Below are 16,422 nucleotides of genomic sequence, written 5' to 3'. Positions count from 1 at the left end.
GCGCTATGTCCACCATTCGTCTAAAGAGCCTGTCAGGTCTTTGCTTCCGCATCCGTGCCAACGGATCGCTCGAGCGCGCGGATCATGGCGACATCATTCTCAATACCTACCTCGGCACTGAGATCGACGGCGGCCCGGCGAACATTTATCTCCGCCGTCTCGACGGCGCGCTGCGCTGCGTGCCATTGCTCGGACCATGCAGCCCCGGAACGATCCACGCAGACGCTGCCAGGCTCGTCGCACACGGAACATGGGAGGGCGTCAAGTATTGTGTGACCCTACGGTTGGCAACGGCGGAACCGGCTTGGTTTTGGCACGTTTCGCTGCGAAACGCCTGCGCTTCGCAGCTGCACATCGATCTGGTTTACACACAGGACCTCTCGCTCGCTCACTACGCTGCGGTTCGCAGCAACGAGTACTACGTCAGCCAGTACGTCGACTTCACGCCGCTCTACCATGCGAGTCGCGGTCACTTACTGGCGGTGCGACAGAATCTGCCGATGGGTGGACGCCATCCGTGGGTGATGCTCGGATCGCTTGGCCATGGAGTTGGCTTCGCGACCGACGCGCTTCAACTAGACGGCCTCGCCCTCGAGCGGCTCGAGAGCCGGCGGCGCCAGCACGAGCACGCGATGGCCATGATTCAGGACGAGGGCGTGTGGCTGGGCCCGGGGGCTGCCGTCGAGCGTGGGTTCTTCGGCTACTTTGCGCCGGATCACCAGGCCGCGAGCTCGCCGGCCGACCTCGCGCACGTCGATCGAGCGCTCGCGCTTCCCGAGGCAGCCGTGCCACCGAAGGATTCTGCCTTCCCATACGGTGACTCGCCCGCGCCAAGCTTGTTCGGACTTGTGCCGTCGCTCGTTGGCGAAGATATGACTGACGGGGAAATTACATCGTTATTCGGCTCCGACCGTCGGGAAGAAGAGAGACGCGATGGTCGGCTGCTGTCGTATTTCATTGGCTCAGACCGCCACGTGGTACTTGCGGCGAAAGAGCGCGCTGTGCTGCGGCCGCACGCGCACATCCTTCGCACCGGGGCAGCGTTGAAGCCAGACGAAGCGGCACTCTCCTCTACGGTATGGATGCGCGGCGTGTTCAACGCTATGCTCACCCAGGGTCACACCAACATCAACCGTTTCGTCGCGGCGACGCACGGCTACCGCGACTTGTCGGGTACGCCACGCGCCGACGGCCAACGGATATTCGTCGAACTCGACGACGGCTACCATTTGCTCGCTACGCCTTCTGCATTCGAGATGTTACCGAGCCGTTGCCGCTGGTTTTACAAGTATTCCGGTCGGCTGATCGAGATCTGCGTAGCGGCCTCGCTTTATTGTCACGAGATCTCGCTTGACATCGATGTGCGCCAGGGGCCACCATGTCGTTTTCTCATCTCCACTCGCATTGCTTTAAACGGCGATGACGGTGCGACCGGCACGCCTGTGCTCTTCGCCCGCGACCAGCGCGGCGTCGTCGTGCGACCGCAGCGTGACTCCGAGATTGGCTCGCGGTTTCCCGACGGTTTCTTCCGCATCGATGCCTCGCGCGGCACACACTTCGAGCGCGTCGGCGGCGATGAGTTGCTGTTCGTCGACGGCCGCTCGCGTGGCGAGCCATTCGTAACGATCGTGACAGCGCCTGCGACCGCTGTGGGGCTTCGCATCCTCGGATGCCTCATTGAGAGCGACACTGACAACACGTCGGCCCAGCCAGGTGAGGTGGAACAATCGCGTGAGGCCGCGTATTGGAGTAACCTCGCTGGACCGCTCGTTTTCGCTCCTCCGGCTCGCTCGATCCTCGCCGCCGATGTGCTGCGGCTGCGCGAGATCTTGCCGTGGTTCATGCAGAACGCTCTCATTCACTATCTGGCCCCGCATGGCATCGAGCAGTACGCCAATGGCGGCTGGGGCACGCGCGACATCTGTCAAGGGCCGGTCGAGCTGCTGCTCGCGCGCGGCGATTACGAGACGCTTCGAGATTTGCTGCTCCGCATCTTTCGCGCGCAGAACCCCGACGGCGACTGGCCGCAGTGGTTCATGTTCTTCGAGCGTGAGCGCGGCATCCGTGCGCCCGACTCACACGGCGACATCGTGTTTTGGCCACTGCTGGCTCTCGGCCAATACTTATCGGCGACCGAAGACCCCTCGATTCTCGATGAGCGTTTTCCGTTTTACGACGAGCGCGGTGTCGCACACGGCGAGATGGCGGTAATGTCGGTACATGTCGAGCGCGCTCTCGACGTCATCGCGAAGCGTGTGGTCGCCGGGACTCACCTTGCCGTCTATGGCAACGGCGATTGGAACGATACGCTGCAGCCAGTAGATCCGACGATGAAGGAGATGATGTGCAGCTCGTGGACAGTGACATTGCACTACCACACGCTTCGCACGCTTACGGATGGGCTGCGGCGGGTCGGCCGTGACACTGCTCGCCCGCTTGCATCTGACCTCGAGGCCCAGGCGGCAGAAGTGCTCGCAGACTATCAACGCTTTCTTATTGATGGCAGTGTGCTCGCTGGGTTTGCGGGCTTCGCAGCTTTTTTGAGCGAGGGTGGTGTGGTCGTCCGTCTCCTGCATCCGAGCGACACGATGACCGGCATCTCGTATAGACTGCTTCCAATGATCCACTCAATTCTTTACGAACTATTCACACCAGAGCAGGCGGAGGTGCACGTAGGCTACATTCGCGAGCACCTGCTCGCTCCCGACGGCGCGCGGCTGTTTGACCGGCCACCGCGCTACCAAGGCGGCCCGCAGCAGCACTTCCAACGCGCCGAGAGCAGCACATTCTTCGGACGCGAAATCGGCGTCATGTACATGCACGCGCACCTGCGTTACGCTGAGGCGATGGCGCACTACGGCGATGCCGACGCTTTCTTCCTTGCGCTGAGGCAGGCGAACCCGATCGCGCTGGCCTCGGTCGTGCCAGCCGCGGCGCCTCGCCAAGCGAACTGCTACCACTCGAGCTCGGACGCCGCCTTCTACGATCGCTACGAAGCGAGCGCGCGCTACAAAGAGGTCATGCGCGGTACTATCACAGTCGAGGGCGGCTGGCGCGTCTACTCGAGCGGGCCCGGCATTGTCTACCGCTTGATTCACGAGTGCTTCGTCGGCGTCCGGAGGAACGCGACTTCGGTGGTAATCGATCCGGTCGTTCCCACAGGGCTCGATGGCCTGCGCGCAGAGATTCGTCTTGCGGATGCGCCCGTGACGATGATCTACCGTACGGGCCGCAAGGGCTGCAGCCCGATCGCGCTCACGCTGAACGGCGAGGCGTTGCCGTTCAAGCGAGAGCCCAACCGCTATCGCACCGGTGGTGTGCGCGTAGATCTCGGTTTGCTGCGCCGGCGTCTCCGTCCTGACATGAACGTCCTCGAGGTCCGGCTAGAACCATGAAGACTGAGGTGCTTGACGACTTCACCGATCCGGTGGTATGGATGCCTGTCGCCTCTGGCCAGGCGACGCTCGCGCTTGCTGCTGACGCCGGCTCGCATGCCAATGCGGCTCTGAGACTAGACTTCGATTTCAAAGGCGGCGGCTTCGCCGTCGCCCGCCGCGAGCTCGTGAGGCGGCTACCGACCACGTTTACGCTGTCGCTTGGGATTCGCGGTGAAGCGCCGCCGAACAAGCTCGAGGTAAAGCTCGTCGACACGTCGGGCCACAACGTCTGGTGGTATCGGCGCGACGTTTTCGACTTCCCGAAGCAGTGGGGGCGCTTGACGATTCCGAGCCGTGAGCTAGAGTTCGCATGGGGTCCTGCCGGCGGAGGCACGATTAAGCATCTCGGCGCGATCGAGATCGCGATCGTCGCCGTCACCGGAGGAAGAGGGCACGTGTGGATCGAAGATCTAGCGCTGGAGGACCGCAGTCAGCATCCCGCGCCGAGCGTTACGCGGGGCCGCACGCATGGTTGCGAGTGGATGGAACTCGATCTTCATGAACCACGCGAGCACGGTGGGTTTACGATCGTGTGGGATGCGCTCACGGGCGCACGCGCGTTCGACCTGCGCGCGTCAGACGACGGCATTAGATGGACGATGATCTGGTCGGCTCCGCGTGCGGCAGGGGAGCGAAGCTACATCTACGCGCCCGGCAACGCTTCCGTGACGCGGCTGCGTGTGGAGATTCGCGAGCCGTCGAGCGGTCGTGAAAACGCAATCGAATCGATCGAGATCGAGCCATTCGACGTCTCACGCACAATCGACTCGTTCTTTCGAAGCGTCGCTGCGCGCGAGCCAAGGGGGCGGTTTCCTCGATGGCTTCATGGCGAACAGGCTTACTGGACGGCGGTAGCCTCGGTCAAAGGCGGCCCGCAGGCGTTGCTGAATGAGGACGGGCTGATTGAGATCGACAAAGGCTCATTCTCGCTCGAACCGTTGCTTGCGGTCAACGGCGAGCTCATCACATGGGCCAATGCCGACATCACGCAAGCGCTCGAGAGCGACCATCTGCCGATTCCGTCAACTGTCTGGCGGTGCGGCGACATCTTGCTGCAAACGACAGTATGGGTAGCGAGTATGGGCGATGCGCCCGTCGTGCTCGCACGCTATCGCATCGAAAAACACGGCACTGAGACTACGACAGTACGGCTATATGTCGCCGTCAGACCCGTACAGGTGGATCCGCCATGGCAGGCGTTTCGCGGTATGGGCGGCGTCTCACGGGTCGAGCGAATCAAGCTGTTCGACGGCGTGGTATGGGTGAACGACTCGAGAGCGATCGTGCCGCTCGGCGAGCCGGTACCATCGGGCTTCGGTGCCGCTCTGTTTGACGAAGGGCCGATCACTGCGTATGTGGCGCGGGGCGAGTTGCCGCCGGCAATCGAGGTCAATGATGCTTTCGGCTACTGTTCGGCCGCGCTCGCTTATGATCTCGCCATCGAGCCAGGGCGGTTAGCTGACGTGTGGATCGCGGTGCCGTTTGGCTCCGCCGACACGGTCCGGCAAGATGAGGTGATCGCACGGCTTCGCACCGCGACGAACGACACGTTCGAGCGTGAGGCGGTGCGTGCGGAGCGCCGGTGGGGGCGTGCGCTTTCGGGCTTCGATCTCGTTGTGCCGTCACGCGCACGCGACGTCGTGAACACTGTCAAAACGGCTGCCGCGCATATTCTCGTCAACCGCAACGGCCCCGCACTGCAACCAGGCCCGCGCCGTTACACTCGCTCGTGGATTCGCGACGGCGCTATGATGGCCGCCGCCGCGTTGCGCATGGGCTGGCACGATGAGGTGCGCGACTACATCCGCTGGTACGCTTCGCACCAGGCAGCGGACGGCAACGTGCCGTGCTGCGTCGACGAGACAGGCCCAGACTGGCTTGCCGAGCACGACAGCCATGGCCAGCTTCTGTTCACGATCATGGAGCACTACCGGTTCACGCGAGATTATGATCTGCTCGTTGAGACGTGGCCGTGCGTTTGGCGAGCGTCCGGCTACCTCGAGCGGCTGCGTGCCGCGCGCTTGACGCCCGAGTACGAGCGCGGAGCGAAACGAGCGTGTCATGGGCTGTTGCCCGAGTCGGTGAGTCACGAAGGGTATCTAGCGCAGCCAGTGCACTCGTATTGGGACGACTTCTGGGCGGTGCGCGGTCTTGGCGATGCAGCCGAGATCGCGACGATTCTCGGCGAGTCCGTTGAGGCACAGCGATTTACCGATTTGCGCGCGTCGCTCGAGCTCTCGCTCTACGCATCGATCAACACCCTGATCTCCGAGAAGGGCCTCACGTATGTTCCGGGATCAGTGGAGTGGGCGGATTTCGATCCGACCGCCACCGCCGCCGCGCTACAGATCACAGACGCTGCCGAGCGTCTGCCGAGCGGAAAGCTCGATGCCACGTACGAGCAGTATCTGGCCTGGTTTCGTGCGCGCCGCGACGGTGCGGCCGACTGGACCAACTACACCGCCTATGAGATCCGCATCATCGGCGCGCTCGTGCGACTCGGAAGGTGTAGCGAGGCACACGAGCTGCTCGAGTTCTTCCTCAGCGACCGCCGCCCGCGCGCGTGGAACCAGTGGCCCGAGATCTCGTGGCGTGACCCGCGAAGCCCCGGTCATCTCGGCGACATTCCGCATTCGTGGATAGGTGCCGAGTACGTGCTCGCCGTGATGAGCCTGTTCGCATACGAGCGGCACTCGGACCAGGCGCTGGTGCTCGCCGCCGGGGTGCCAGAGTTTTGGCTCGCCGACGATGGAGTCGTCGGTGTCCGCAACCTGCAGACCTATTACGGGCCGCTGTCCTACACGCTGCGCCGTACCGGCGCTCACACGGTGAAGCTGATGCTCGACGGCCCACCAATCACACCCCCCGGAGGCATCATCGTTTCCGCACCTCCCGGCGTGGCCGTCGAAATGGCTGTGAGAGTGGGGTAGAAGGGTTCATGCGACTCGAGACTAAATGCGTTCACTTCGGGGTCGACAAGGACTCGACATTAAACAGCGCGACTACACCGATCTATCCGACCCAGACGTTTCGTTGAATGGATCTGAACACTCACAAGGGCTTCGACTACACGCGCAAGGCTCTCGAAGAGCGCAAAAGCCAAGCAAAGCCAAGGGTCAGCCCTTCGTTATTTAATTATTAATTGCCTTTTTAACTTCGATTTCTTTCTGGAATTATCTCTCTCTTTTTATCCTGGCTTCTACTCGCTTTAGCGTTTCACCTGAGGAATCTCTTCATCGGGTTTCCGTCTTTGCAACATACCTCTTGTCTTTGCTATGAATATTGTACTGCCGAGGTGAACTCCAGCTTCCACATCTTCCAGGGGATTGTTTCTTTCTCCTGTACCTTCCTTTACAAAATCTCCGTATGCCTTCATTGCAGCAGTTTTTGTCCTGGAAAAGTAGGAAGGTGTTTCTGCTGTATCTACGATTGATTCTTTTTCCTTATAAGTTGTGTAGGTTGGGTTGAGCAAAGCGAAAACCCAACAACTGCGATTATTCATGCCACATTTTCATAAAATATTTGTACGCACTCTTGCATCGTCTGCTGAAATAACTCTTGATAAATCGCCATGCATTGAGAAAGCATTGTCGTTTTCTGGTAATGTCCAAATACAATGGATATGATCAGAAAGTAGGACAAAAGCCTGAATTCTAAAGGGGTGTTGCTTGATAATATACTGGAAAGCCTCTTTTATCGGCGCTACATTTGCCTTGTGACATAATACCTCTTTCTATTGTATGCTATTACGGTAAAGAAGAACGTTGCGCCTTGCGCTTGTGATCTGCGATATTGCATTATTTTCTTGCCATATTAGGTTGTTGGGTTTCGTTCCTCAACCCAACCTACTTGTTCACCTATAATCCTCTGATCTTTTATGCCTTTTGGGCATATGCATGGAGGAGGTATCCATATCTCTCCTATGTTCTTCTTAAGATATCCAAAAACTTTTCTTTTACGTAAAGTTTGTCAATTGAAAAATGAAGGTTTGACCCATGAATTGTTTGACCCATGAATTGATCTCAGCAAAGAGACAAAGAAAAGTTTTGATGAAATAAAAGGAGCGAGGCATAATAAGACAAATAGCTATGGACTTGTTATATCGGGTTGGCGGACTAAACGGAACTGAGATAGGAGAAATGATGGGGGTAGACTATAGTACTGTGAGCGTGGGGAGAAAACGATTACGAGAAAGACTGGAAGGTGACAAACACTTACTCAGATTATCAAAAGAGTTGAAGCAGATTTGTAAATGATAAAGATTTGACCCCTATTTTCCCCTATTTTCCCCCTATTTTCCTGATACCAATGTTTAAGTTTTAGGATGTGCCCATTGCTTCCCCTATAGGAAAACAACGTTCATTAATGCGAAAAAAGCTTTTCTAAGTCGTTAATAGTTTCATTTTTAAACTTCATTGTTTTGTATGGGTCTATCACTATCAACTGTCCTGTGCCTTCTGCCCTTGTTATTAATAGAGTCCTCGTTTCTTCAAACTGCTTTTTATCCGGCAATCGTCTAAAAGAAAAGTAAAAAGAGAAAAATATCTGATAGTTCTCGTCTTTCTTGTACCTTGAGTAATCTTTCATTTTTGCTGCATTATCAATAAATTCAGTTATTGGGATCGTGTAAGTTTCACCAGGTTCTAGTTTTTTGTTTTTTTCTAGATCGCCTACCGGCCCTCCTGCTTGGATTGGCATTTGCCTATTTTCGAGGTCTACCAATCGAGTAAATGTCTCAATGTTTAGATCATAAATTGTATTGGGTCCTTTGTTAACCAGTATAAGGACATATACCTGTTTACCGTTATCTATTTTAAACTCTGTTCCTAGAATGGGCTGAAGGTTCACTTGGAAGTCCTTGTTTGTAGTTTTCCAACTCTCATATGATACCCACAAGCTAACTCCCGAAAAGATAATGGCAAGAAAACTTAGCCACATACTCAGTGTTTTCTCAGTTGCCTCTTTCATCTTCTATTCCGGTAGAGTACTCCTTAAACAAAGCTTGTAAATATTTGCCAAAACAACGTCAATCTCTATTGAATAGAAATGCATTTGTCAGGCGCAGGAGGTGAATGAATCGATTGATGATAAACCTGATACTGACCTGAGTAACCCCTTTTAGGGCTAATCAAACCACCATTCACGCTTGTGGTACTGACTGCATTTGATTATTTAAACCTTCTTGTCTTTATCAACGATCTCGCCCGGCCCTGTGCCTACCCCCGGCCAAAGCTTTCTTCCGGGATAGATTGTTGTATTTATTCCTGTATGAACATCATCGGCGATTATAGCCCCAAACTTCCTTCTGCCAGTATCAATCAATTCACCTTTCACTTCAGATTGCACATTTTTATTGTCATGTCTTAAATTAGCGGTGATTGTGCCTGCGCCCAGATTGCTATTTTCTCCAACAACGCTATCTCCCACATAAGAAAGATGGGGGACTTTTGCATTATCCATAATAATACTATTTTTTATCTCAACCGCCTGTCCAATATGACAGTTGTTTCCGATCGAGGTGTTTCCTCTTAAAAAACAGTTTGGTCCTATGGTGCAGTTCTCGCCAATAACAACATTCCCGTCTATATACGTCCCTGATAAAATTACCGTCCCTTTTCCTACGTGTATCTTCCCTTTTACGGTAACGTTCTTCTCTATTTTTCCCTTTATCTCATTTTTTATTTCAGAGACTAAAATGTTATTTACCTGAATTAAATCCCATGGATACCCTACCGACAACCAATGTCCTTTTACCGTTTCACAAACTACCTTTTCTTCTTTGACAAGCTCATTGATGTAGTCAATTATTTCGTATTCTCCCCTTGTACTTTTTTTCAGCTTAAATTTGAATACATTTTTATCAAAGACATATAATCCTGTATTTGCTATATCTGACACATATGTCTGGGGTTTTTCTACGACCTTTCTCACCTCTTTGCCTGACAAAACGAAAACACCGAATCTGCTCGGATTTTCAACCTTGCACCCCAAAACAGCGTATTTATGCCTTAAACATGCTTGTATGTCCCGGCGGGAAAAGATGTCGTCTCCGCCTAAAACGACAAATTTGTTTTTAATCAAATCTTCAACACATTTCAGGGCATGTCCCGTACCTAACTGTGTTTTTTGTTCTACATACTGGATGCTTAACTTCCCATATTTATTGCCGATCTCGTTTATGATCATTTCCTTTTTAAATCCTACGATTACCATAACCGCGCTCACTAATCCCTGCAACGCATCCAAATTATGCCTGAGTATCTCTTTATTCATTACTTTCAGTAATGGTTTTGGCTTCGTCAATGTCAGCGGCCATGTCCTTGTACTTTTTCCCGCAGCCAAAATGATCGCTTGTATCATAATTTAAACCCCGATCTCTTTTTTTATTCCCTGGGCAATGTCATTCGCCATTTTTTGAATTTCTTTTTTCTGCTCACCTTCAATCATGACCCTGCATAAATGCTCTGTTCCCGAATATCTGACGAGCACCCTTCCCTTTTTCCCCAATTTTTCTTCTGCTTTCCAGATATACTTCCTTGCTTTCAGGGTATCGATATCCCTTTTTTCTTTTACTTTAACATTCATAAGCACCTGGGGCAGGGATTTCATGCATTCCTTTAACTTACTTAATTTTTCCCCCTTCTCCTTCATAATTCCCAACAATTGTAAGGCAGAGATTATTCCGTCACCCGTTGTTGTATGATTTGAGAATATGATATGTCCGGACTGTTCACCGCCCAAAACATATCCTTTTTTCCTTATCTCATCAATGACGTACCTGTCGCCCACCTTTGTCTTAACAACACGGATATGCTTTTTATCCATCGCAATATCGAATCCTTTATTCGTCATGATCGTGGTAACAACGCAATTTTTCTTCAATGCACCTTTCTCTTTCAGGTAAATTGCGCATATTGCGATGATATGGTCACCATCAACATTATTTCCCTTTTCATCACAAACGATAACCCTGTCTGCATCACCGTCTAGTGCTATTCCGATATGTGCCTTCTCTTTTTTCACCACTTCCTTCATTTTTTCAGGATGCAGTGCCCCGCAATCCAAGTTTATGTTCAGTCCGTCTGGTTTATCGTTGAGCACAATAACTTCTGCGCCTAACTCTCTCAATACATGTGGTGCAGTATTATATGCGGCGCCATTAGCACAATCTAAGACAATTTTTAATCCTTTTATACTCAGGTTTTTTATAGAAGCTTTTGCAAATTCTATATACCTTCCTTTTGGATCATCAACGTAATGTGCATTTCCTATGAAACATCCTGTTATATGTTCTGTTTTTACATTTTCTATTAAGATATATTTTTCAATTTCTTCTTCGACATCATCGGACAACTTATAGCCATCACCATTAAAAATCTTTATTCCATTATCTGAGGCAGGATTATGTGAAGCGCTAATTACAATACCTGCATCAACATTCAATGATTTTGTTAAATGGGCAATGGCAGGTGTTGGCATATGACCAACAAGGAAGACATCTGCGCCTGCGGATAAGATCCCGGATGTAAGTGCATTTTCTATCATACAGCCACTTAGCCTGGTATCTCTGCCTATAACGAGCTTAGGCCTTTTCTTCCCGTATGTTTCCTTGAAAACATGAGCAGTGGCTTTACCGATGTTCAATACAACTTCAGGCGTCATGGGAAATATATTTGCTATACCCCGTATGCCATCTGTTCCAAATAATTTTTCCATGGTAATTCCTAACCCGAACGAGTCGAAAAAATAAATCCGAAGCACGAAATTTGTGAGTTAACCCTGTCAGGGTTGACTTTATTCATATTTTTCTAAAAAGGCCAAAGTATCTTTGAAAGATAATATATGCAAAAATAATTGTTTTTTTTACGTGAAGGATATTAAAGCAAAAACTCATGGGATTGCAATTTATTTTATGGTAAAGAACTCTCATGATTTCGAGTGACGAAACAGAGGAGAATAAATCACATGGCAAAATTAAGCCGTTTCATGAATCAGGACAGGGGGCGCTACACTGCACCCAAAATACGCCTTTTGGTGGCATGTCCCGGTGTTTTTATCAATAAAATCTTCAATATATTCAATTTTGATGCATAAAAGCTGAAAGAGTCCGTCTTGTAAAGCAACCGCATTCGCATTTTGAAACCTTTTGATATCACAAATAACCCTCCGTGAGAAATGCGGGCTAGTGGTCAGCGCCTTGCTTCTAAAATCAGGCAACAATCAATTGAAACACGAGAAGGGAAAGAGCAAACAGCTATACTATACCGTTTGAACAAAGATTTAGCAGCATTTGATTCTTTAGGGACGTGTTACTTTTTCAAACATTTAAATGGTTATAAGAATATTTAACTTTTTGCTTTGAATCGTAAACTGTTCTGTTATTTTCGCAGTATTATTGCTTGTTCAGATGCGGCAACATCTCCATTATCATGCGATTAATCTCGCCTCGTAGTTCGTTGGAGGGTTTCGCCTGGGTGGCAGTCTGAAGCTTTTCGAATGCGGCATTGTAGTTGCGATTCTTTATATCGATTCTGGCCAGTTCAACCAGGGCCTCAGCCGATGCGCCCTCAGCCATGCCTCCGAAGTTGCTATCACCCCTGCCGGTACCGATATTGGGGGTCAAATCGCCGTATGCGCGGGTCATAGAAGCGGCGGCCTGAAAATAGCGTTGAGCCTCATCGGCGCGTCCGAGTGTCTGTAGTGCACGGGCTGCTCCCACGTAGCCCGCAGCGGCCAATGTCGCGCCGTTGACCGGCGCCGGAGCAGGGATTGGCGGCACCTTGGGGTCTGGCAACATCGCACCAAACATAAGTGCGGCAATGCCGTCTACAGGATAGCGTCCAGCCAGAGCCGCACTTGCCTCATAGTGTAACAGCGCTTCATCTTTTTTTCCGCCGTTATTCGCCGTAGCTGCCAAAAGATGGCGCATCTGCATTGAAAGCGCCAGCTCACCCGCGTCACGTGGCCAAGACTGCGCTATGCCTTGTTCGTCAAATAAGAGCCGTGCCTGCTCCAGGGCAGCGGCAACGCGGCGCAATGCATCTGCCTCCTTTTCCTGTCCCATGTCTGCCTTCGCCTCTGCCAAGTATGCTGTACCCCGTGCATCGGCAGGGTTGAGTCTACGCGCTCGTTGTAAATCGTCTACCAAAGATGCCCACCCTGTTTTCCCCACGTTGTTCCATACGCGGCGGAGCAACGGTGCACATGTCGTCTGGAAAAGCTGCCACGCGTAGGTTTCCTGCTCGATCGCTTCATCATGACGGCCAAGGAATCTCAGGTACACAATTAATGCATCGTGTGCCTTGATCGATTCCGGGTAGTCTCGCACGGCCTGTTGCAGCAGCATCAGCGCCTTGTCGCGCGTGCCAAACCAGTTCTGGTATGATGATTCGAGCAGCAAACCTTCGAGTGTGCCTTTGCTCGTACGTATCGCCGCTTCCATAGTCAGCTTCGCCTCTCGCATCAGTGCAGCCGCCTTTCGTTCAAGATCATCAGCATTTCGCAGATCTTCTGTGCTCGGATCATGCCTGTAAGTGGTTGTGATTTCCCACACGCCGTCGTAACGATGTTCAGTGTGCTTACTTGTAGAATACGTCGGCATTCGCAGTGCCATAGCAGACGCCAACAATTGGCCAACCTGGCGGCTGCGATACTCGGCGAGCAAACGCACTGCCCGCGCATCGTTAGGACCTGCAATCTTGATCGCAGACATCAGTAATTGCTCTGCCTGGTCACGCTGCCCCAGCCCATCAAGCACATATGCCTTTGTCACTAAACCGCCGATGTTACGGTTATCAAGCAGGATTGCCTGGTTTACCGCATACAATGCACGATTTAACTCTGACTCTGAACTGTACTGCCAACGAAATGGTACAAGGCCGCGGCGTGGTTCAACCTCCTCACCCCGGACATCCACTTCGTCCACGAGATACTGCGCAAGTGCTACCCATCCATCAATGTTTTTGGGATTGCGTCTCACAGCATCTTCATGCTCCCGTAATTGATCCTGATACAGCTCACTGTACTGGCGGTCACTCTGGGCTGCGCTATGGTGCAGCCTCTGTGACAAGGGGAGCAGTGCTTCGATTGTTGCGCCACCGCTGGCTGCCTTGTCCAGTTCATCCAGTAGGGCCGATGGATCTTTCTTCTCATCCTTGCGTGCCAATGCACGTTCGATTCGCTGTTTGACACCTGCCAGCTCTGCGCCCCCATAGAGCTTTGCCTGCGACAGGTCGGCACGGGCACGGCGTGCGTCGCCCATTATCGCTGCCACCTCAGCACGGCCGGCGTATGCTGATGCATGCGCCGTGTTCATCGTCAGCGCGATCGTGTAATCCCGCCGTGCGGTCACCAGTCTGCCAGCCAGCCTCCACAGATCCCCAGCCGACGCCGCCATATCCGCGTCCTGTGGGTACGCCGATCGTGCAATTTTCAAGATGTCCCTCGCCGCCGGGAGTTGATTGGCATGCATAAGTTGTTGCGCCCAACCATAGTTCCTCGACGCCAGTTCAGGCGCAGCCAGTGCGCGGTTAGCGAACCACCGGCTGGCCTTTCTTTTGGCTGCGGTAATCATCTCCGTAGACGTGCTGCCTCTCCTTTCCTTTGCCATACGGTACGGCATCGCCAGCTCGTAATATACGCATGACGCATAGCTTGTGGTATAGTCGTTACCACCCTGGATCATGTGTCCGGGGATGCCTGAAAACACTGCCGTACGTCCTGCTTCTTTTTGCAAACTGCGCGGTATCGGGATACCGCTGCCCTCCGCAAGTTTGTTGCTCATGGCTTCTACGGCATACTTCCAGAGTTGTGGTTCGCGACTCCCTTTCATCTGTGCACGCGTAAGGTCTCCAATGGCACGGTCAAAATCACTGGCAAGCGCATACGCCACTCCGCGTGCCAGCAGCAACCGACCATTGCCAGGCATACGGGCAATAGCCTGCGACAATGGCGTGATCGATTCGGTCCACTTAGCTTCACGCATCGCTACCAAGCCACGCCAGTACTGATCCAAGACCTGCGCATCGCCCTCGGGCACAGGTGGCGTTGCCCAAGTTATCGGACATGCTATCAGTACGGCAATGGTAGTCCACAAACCCAACAGAAGTTTTGACATCTTCAAATCCTCCTACAAAGATGTTGGATGAAATAATACATAATTGTGTTTTTGTCTGAAGGAAACATCAAAAAACCACCATAATTCAATTCTTTTTTTTCCTTTTCTTCAATGAAAAAATTACAGGAGATGTCCTCAATAACTTTCAGATGAAGCGCCTGTGGCAACTACTTATCATTCAACAATGATCTTTTGTTTGCTGAAATACACAGAAGTTGCATATAAAATTATATAAACATGGAATAAATGAGTAAACACAAGGGAATAACGCTAAACAAAATCATCTCCTTCGTAGCACAGAATTAATGTACGTCATAAATACGACATAGAAAAATATGATTATCCGTATATCGTTAACATTTATAAAGTTATTGAAATAAGCGGAATAATTCCATATAATTCAGCACCTATTAATTACAAGAATTATGAGTGATTCATAAGTTCTGTGAGATAACAAGTTTCGGAGATATGGTAAAACGACATAGACCTTGTTACATGGCTACAGTTCCATGACCCCAGAAAACTGTTATCTATCATAGTAAACGGAGATTTTTTGAATATATGCTCGACATAAATTTTATCAGGAATAATCCTGACAAAATAAAGCAGGCCATTGCCCATAAACATGAAAATGCAGCCAGCATAGACCAAATTTTAGAACTGGATACGCAACGCAGGTCTCTAATCCATACCTGCGAACAATTGAAGGGTAAACGTAACGAAAAATCAAGAGAGGTCAGCGAACTGAAAAAAAGAGGTCAAGACGCCTCTAATATTATCGAAGAAACAAAAAAGATCGGCGATGAAATAAAATCCATTGAGGAAATACTGAAGGAACTGGAACCCAAAATCATCAATCTGCTCCTTCGTATCCCAAACATCCCAGCAGCGGACGTACCCATTGGGAGGGATGCCAATGATAACGTCATCGTCAGGACATGGGGACAGCGGAAAACGTTTGATTTTGCACCTTTACCACACTGGGAATTGGGACGGATTTTGAATATCCTGGATCTGGAACGTTCTTCAAAAATCTCCGGTTCGGGTTTTATCCTTCTAAAAGGACCCGGTGCAAAACTTGAGCGTGCCTTATTTTGTTTCATGCTGGACACCCATACCCGAGAACATGGCTATACTGAATTGTTTCCTCCGTTTCTCGTTAACCGCACGTCTATGACCGGCACAGGCCAATTACCCAAGCTGGAAGAGGATATGTATCGAACTGCCGTAGATGACCTCTTTCTCGTTCCAACGGCGGAAGTTCCGGTTACCAACATCCATCGTGATGAGATACTCTCTTTCAAAGACCTCCCCATCTACTACACTGCCTACACTCCTTGCTTTCGGCGCGAGGCTGGTTCTTATGGTAAGGATACGAGGGGTATTATTCGGGTACATCAATTCAATAAAGTAGAATTAGTGAAACTGGTAAGGCCAGAAACTTCTTACAATGAACTGGAGTCATTACTGATTAATGCGGAAAAGATACTTCAGCTCCTGGGACTTGAATACCGGGTGGCAAAATTATCTACGGGAGATATGAGCTTTGCAGCGGCTAAGTGTTATGACATTGAAGTTTGGGCACCGGGATTGGACAAATTCCTTGAGGTTTCATCCTGCAGCAATTTTGAAGATTTTCAGGCAAGGCGTATTAATATTCGTTTCCGGGACGAGGATGGTAAATTACGATTTGTACATACCTTAAACGGCTCCGGATTAGCCCTGCCAAGAACAGTTATCGCAATTCTCGAAACCTATCAGCGAAAGGATGGGTCCATTATAATCCCGGATGTCCTTCAGCCATATATGGGGGGAATGAAGGTTATTGCCAGGTAACAATTTCCTGCTGCATCTATTCCTTTCCCTGAC

General features: G+C 51.3%; 9 protein-coding genes. 3 read left to right on the top strand and 6 right to left on the bottom strand.

The annotated features are described in order from the left end of the window. Positions 1-5: 5 nt before the first annotated feature. Positions 6-3,395: a hypothetical protein gene (locus E3K36_12860; protein MCF6156105.1), complete on the top strand. Its 3,390-nt coding sequence runs from the start codon at positions 6-8 to the stop codon at positions 3,393-3,395. Then, positions 3,392-6,367 (top strand): hypothetical protein, encoded by a 2,976-nt coding sequence (locus E3K36_12855; protein ID MCF6156104.1) that lies wholly within the window; start codon positions 3,392-3,394, stop codon positions 6,365-6,367. The genes E3K36_12860 and E3K36_12855 overlap by 4 nt, the downstream gene beginning before the upstream one ends. 278 nt (positions 6,368-6,645) lie before the next feature. On the opposite strand, the gene E3K36_12850 is transcribed toward E3K36_12855, so the two are convergent. The 6 genes from E3K36_12850 to E3K36_12825 all read right to left on the bottom strand — a co-directional run bounded on the left by E3K36_12850 (position 6,646) and on the right by E3K36_12825 (position 14,553). Beyond that, on the bottom strand, positions 6,646-6,939 hold the full coding sequence (locus E3K36_12850; protein MCF6156103.1) for a hypothetical protein: 294 nt from the start codon (positions 6,937-6,939) through the stop codon (positions 6,646-6,648). A 9-nt stretch (positions 6,940-6,948) separates the two neighbouring features. Continuing rightward, positions 6,949-7,134: a hypothetical protein gene (locus E3K36_12845; protein ID MCF6156102.1), complete on the bottom strand. Its 186-nt coding sequence runs from the start codon at positions 7,132-7,134 to the stop codon at positions 6,949-6,951. A gap of 665 nt (positions 7,135-7,799) precedes the next feature. Further along, the gene (locus tag E3K36_12840; protein ID MCF6156101.1) at positions 7,800-8,405 is read right to left on the bottom strand and encodes a hypothetical protein; all 606 of its coding nucleotides are present in this window, start codon (positions 8,403-8,405) and stop codon (positions 7,800-7,802) included. A 204-nt stretch (positions 8,406-8,609) separates the two neighbouring features. After that, positions 8,610-9,794 carry a glucose-1-phosphate thymidylyltransferase gene (locus E3K36_12835; GenBank protein MCF6156100.1) on the bottom strand — a complete coding sequence of 395 codons (1,185 nt, stop codon included), beginning with the start codon at positions 9,792-9,794 and terminating at the stop codon, positions 8,610-8,612. A 6-nt stretch (positions 9,795-9,800) separates the two neighbouring features. After that, positions 9,801-11,159: a phosphoglucosamine mutase gene (locus tag E3K36_12830; protein ID MCF6156099.1), complete on the bottom strand. Its 1,359-nt coding sequence runs from the start codon at positions 11,157-11,159 to the stop codon at positions 9,801-9,803. A 670-nt stretch (positions 11,160-11,829) separates the two neighbouring features. Next, positions 11,830-14,553 (bottom strand): hypothetical protein, encoded by a 2,724-nt coding sequence (locus tag E3K36_12825; GenBank protein ID MCF6156098.1) that lies wholly within the window; start codon positions 14,551-14,553, stop codon positions 11,830-11,832. Between the two features lie 561 nt (positions 14,554-15,114). Between E3K36_12825 and serS the strand changes: the two genes are divergently transcribed. Continuing rightward, a complete protein-coding gene (gene serS / locus E3K36_12820; protein ID MCF6156097.1) occupies positions 15,115-16,389 on the top strand; it encodes a serine--tRNA ligase in 1,275 nt (424 codons plus the stop codon). The last annotated feature ends 33 nt before the right edge of the window (positions 16,390-16,422 follow it).

The organism is Candidatus Brocadia sp., assembly GCA_021646415.1.
In the GTDB taxonomy this organism is placed as follows: Bacteria; Planctomycetota; Brocadiia; order Brocadiales; family Brocadiaceae; genus Brocadia.
The sequence above is the reverse complement of the archived record's forward strand: the minus strand, read 5'-3'. Positions and strand labels throughout refer to the sequence as shown.

Coding starts and splice junctions, on each gene's coding strand:
- E3K36_12850 (MCF6156103.1), bottom strand. CDS start 6,939: ATGAATAATCGCAGTTGTTGGGTTTTCGCTTTGCTCAACCCAACCTAC.
- E3K36_12840 (MCF6156101.1), bottom strand. CDS start 8,405: ATGAAAGAGGCAACTGAGAAAACACTGAGTATGTGGCTAAGTTTTCTT.
- serS (MCF6156097.1), top strand. CDS start 15,115: ATGCTCGACATAAATTTTATCAGGAATAATCCTGACAAAATAAAGCAG.
- E3K36_12825 (MCF6156098.1), bottom strand. CDS start 14,553: ATGTCAAAACTTCTGTTGGGTTTGTGGACTACCATTGCCGTACTGATA.
- E3K36_12855 (MCF6156104.1), top strand. CDS start 3,392: ATGAAGACTGAGGTGCTTGACGACTTCACCGATCCGGTGGTATGGATG.
- E3K36_12860 (MCF6156105.1), top strand. CDS start 6: ATGTCCACCATTCGTCTAAAGAGCCTGTCAGGTCTTTGCTTCCGCATC.